Consider the following 3478-nt stretch of genomic DNA (forward strand, 5'->3'; position numbering starts at 1 on the left):
CGTTTCTCGCGCTCACGGGCAAAGGAACCCGTAACGGGATATTTCTCGGAACGGTTCTTTCCATCGGGGCTGTGCTCGGTCTCCAGGCGCTCGGCATCAGCTTCTTCTGGTGGTACCCGGTCGCCTGCATCGTTCTGATAACCACGGCGCTGGCGTTTAAGAGATTATAGATTTATATGGGCAATTCATGAATTGCCCCTACATATCGATATAATCGGCGAAAATCCACCATATCCGCGAAAATCCGTGGTCTATTCCCACTTTTTAAATACCAATTCGCCATCAAAAGTTAAAGAATGACCCCCTTCGGCTTTGCCGTATCCCCCCTATTAGGGGGGAACTAAAGGGGGTCGATAATATGATTTTTTATTGTATGAAAGCAACTTCGTATAAATACGTTTATGAATCATCCGGGATAGATATTTCTTTCCTTCCATTTTCATGGAAATATCCATGCGTCAGAACACATCATCCTGTTCCGCTAAAACAGATTTCCGCTTTGCGCGCCTGCGGACCGATTCGCGGAGAATATACTCTATCTGACCGTTCAGGCTCCGCAGCTCATCCTGCGCCCAGTTGTTCAACTCGTTCCAGAGCTTCGGATCCATACGCAGCAGTATCGACTTTTTCTCTCCCATGCACCGAACCTTAGTAGAGTGAGCCGGTATTTATTATCGGCTGAGTCGCTTCCTCGGAACAGAGCACCACCATCAGATTGCTCACCATGTTTGCTTTTCTTTCCTCGTCGAGCTCGAGAACATTCTGCTCCCTGAGACGTTCGAGGGCCATCTGCACCATGCCGACGGCACCATCGACAATTTTCTGCCGCGCCTCGATGATCGCCTCTGCCTGCTGACGGCGGAGCATGGCCTGTGCAATTTCGGGGGCGTAGGAAAGGTGATTGATGCGGGCCTCCATAATTTCAACACCGGCCGCAATCGTCCGCTCCTGAATCTCGATTTTCAGGGCTTCGGAAACCGCATCGATCGAGGATCGCAGGCTTTCAGTGTCCTCTTCTGTCGTATCGTACGGATAGGTGGTTGCAAGATGCCGCAGCGCGGACAGCGCCTGAATTTCCACGTAATTGGTGAAACTCTCCACATCGAAGACAGCCTTTGCAGTATCGCTCACACGCCAGACCACCACGGCGGATATCTCGATCGGATTACCCTTCTTATCGTTGACTTTCAGCCTCTCGCCATCGAAGTTACGGGCGCGGAGGGAGAGTTTCTTCCGTTTATAGAGAGGATTTGTCCAGCGTAAACCCATTTCTTTTTCCGTACCCTTGTATTTACCAAATAAAAGCAGCACAGCAGCTTCGTTCGGCTCTATGGTAAAAAAACCGATTAGCATGAAAAGCATAAAGCCGATAAACAGGCTCAAAAATACGGTCAATCCCGTATTCCGTATGAAAACAATCCCCGCCACGGAACAGAGCAGGAGAATGATAAACAGGAAAAAAACAGCCCCGCCATTGTGCTGCACCTTCACTTTTTCCGTAACCATGGAAAGCCTCCTTTTGTGCATTCTGCGACCATCATTCAAAAAAACCATATGATATCATATTGATATCATTTCAATATCCGATACGATATGATTTTTCAGTTCATTTGTCAAGAATTTTTTCTTGCTCCGCATTTGACAGTTGCCCAACCGTAAATTAGTTTGTACAATGAGGAGGGCTGTGAAAAAGTGTCATTTTCACGAGCCCGATGGAAAAATTTATTGTTGTGTTGCTGTCAAGGGCATGTAAATCGCCGGCAACCCCCATTTTTTCAAGAACACTTTTAATAATCTGATACTTTCCTTTGCGCGCCCAAAGGAAAGTATCCAAAGGAAAAGGCGCCCGTGAAAAGCCTGTTTCCCCGGTCACTGCCCGTTTTTCGGGAATGTGTGAACTCTCGAGCCTGCGGCTCGTTCGGACAGCACCCATTCTTTTTCCGAAAACCGGTTGTGACCGCGGGGCTTTTCAACGGGATTGTTTTTCACCGGGTTCCAGAGTCTATATTCTCTTTATAATCAATGTGTTACTGTACATTTCAGTGTGGATTTTTGGGGGTCGCCACCATGTAAATCGGCACTTCGTGCCGACCCCTGACAGCCTATATCAGGACATGTGGTGTTTTTCACAAGACTTTTAGTGTTTATCAGGACGATAAGAAAATATCGGCAAAAATTACACGAAAGCTTTATGTATAAAGGATTGAAAGATGGAGTCTATCACAGGGGCGATAAAGAAGGAACGGGTTGTATCCATCGATGCACTCAGGGGATTCGACATGTTCTGGATTATCGGCGGCGGAGAGGTATTCTCGGCTCTCTTTAAAATGTTCCACAATCCCGTTTCCGGGGCGCTTGCAAAACAGCTCGAACATGCATCATGGACCGGATTCCGGTTCGAGGACCTCATCTTCCCGCTGTTCCTGTTCCTTGCCGGCGCGAGCATGCCGTTTTCACTCACCAGACGTCTCGACCGAGGAGACTCGCGCAGAGACCTCTATATGCATATTATCCAGCGAACCCTTACGATTTACATTCTGGGGCTCATATACTACGATCTTTTCGACTTCAACTTAAGCCAGCTGCGGTACGGCGGCGTGCTGCAACGTATCGCGCTCTGTTATTTCTTTACCGCGATGATCGTCATGAACACGAAAATCAAGGGTCAGGCGATGTGGACAGGCGCCATACTCATCGTTTACTGGGCTGTCCTGAAGTTTGTCCCCGTTCCCGGATACGGCGCGGGTAATTTTACGACGGACGGCAATCTCGGGGTATATCTCGACCAGAACTTTCTCCCCGGCAGGCATTATACCTACGGCGACTATAAACTCGGAGATGCGACCGGAATCATCGGCACCTTCCCCGCCATAGCATCCACCCTGCTCGGTGTGCTGAGCGGTCACTGGGTGAAATCGGATTTTACCAAGAACAGGAAAGTAACCGGGCTGATTACGGCGGGTATTGTGTGTCTTGTCCTCGCCCTTGTCTGGAGCCTCTCGGTGCCCATCAACAAGTTTCTCTGGACAAGCCCGTACGTGCTGTTTGCCGCCGGCTGGAGCCTGCTGGTGTTCGCGCTTTTCTACTGGATTATCGATGTCCGCGGATACAAACGATGGGCATTCCCCTTCGTAGTGATAGGAATGAATCCGATCACAATCTATGTTATCTCACGGGTGATCAATTTCGGGGATATCGCCGATGTATTCGTGCACGGTTTCATCGATAACCTGGGAAGCTTCCGGCCGTTCTTCCAGGCATGCTGCGTACTGGGGGTAAAATGGCTTTTCCTCTATTTCCTCTACCGCCGGAAAATTTTCCTGAAAGCCTGAGCACCCGATCTTTTCACAAGATTCAATAGAACGCGGATTTACGCGGATTTGTTTTTATTGCTCCGGCGAATAAATATTGATACTAATATTTGGAATAGATGCCGAAACAAGTTCGGCATGATACAATCTTATGTCACTGTTTAACC

At 48.6% G+C, this 3478-nt stretch carries 3 protein-coding genes; 1 reads left to right on the forward strand and 2 read right to left on the reverse strand.

Translation table 11 applies throughout. From position 1 onward, the window contains the following. Window positions 1-458 precede the first annotated feature (458 nt). Window positions 459-638, reverse strand: coding sequence for an Arc family DNA binding domain-containing protein (locus LLG96_19585; protein MCE5252409.1), 180 nt, complete (start codon window positions 636-638; stop codon window positions 459-461). A gap of 10 nt (window positions 639-648) precedes the next feature. Beyond that, window positions 649-1506, reverse strand: coding sequence for an SPFH domain-containing protein (locus LLG96_19590; GenBank protein MCE5252410.1), 858 nt, complete (start codon window positions 1504-1506; stop codon window positions 649-651). 704 nt (window positions 1507-2210) lie between these two features. Between LLG96_19590 and LLG96_19595 the strand changes: the two genes are divergently transcribed. Beyond that, entirely contained in the window at window positions 2211-3332 is a 1122-nt protein-coding gene (locus tag LLG96_19595; GenBank protein ID MCE5252411.1) for a DUF5009 domain-containing protein, read from the forward strand. The last annotated feature ends 146 nt before the right edge of the window (window positions 3333-3478 follow it).

Source organism: bacterium (assembly GCA_021372535.1).
In the GTDB taxonomy this organism is placed as follows: Bacteria; Latescibacterota; Latescibacteria; order Latescibacterales; family Latescibacteraceae; genus JAFGMP01.

Coding starts and splice junctions, on each gene's coding strand:
- LLG96_19585 (MCE5252409.1), bottom strand. CDS start 638: ATGGGAGAGAAAAAGTCGATACTGCTGCGTATGGATCCGAAGCTCTGG.
- LLG96_19590 (MCE5252410.1), bottom strand. CDS start 1,506: ATGGTTACGGAAAAAGTGAAGGTGCAGCACAATGGCGGGGCTGTTTTT.
- LLG96_19595 (MCE5252411.1), top strand. CDS start 2,211: ATGGAGTCTATCACAGGGGCGATAAAGAAGGAACGGGTTGTATCCATC.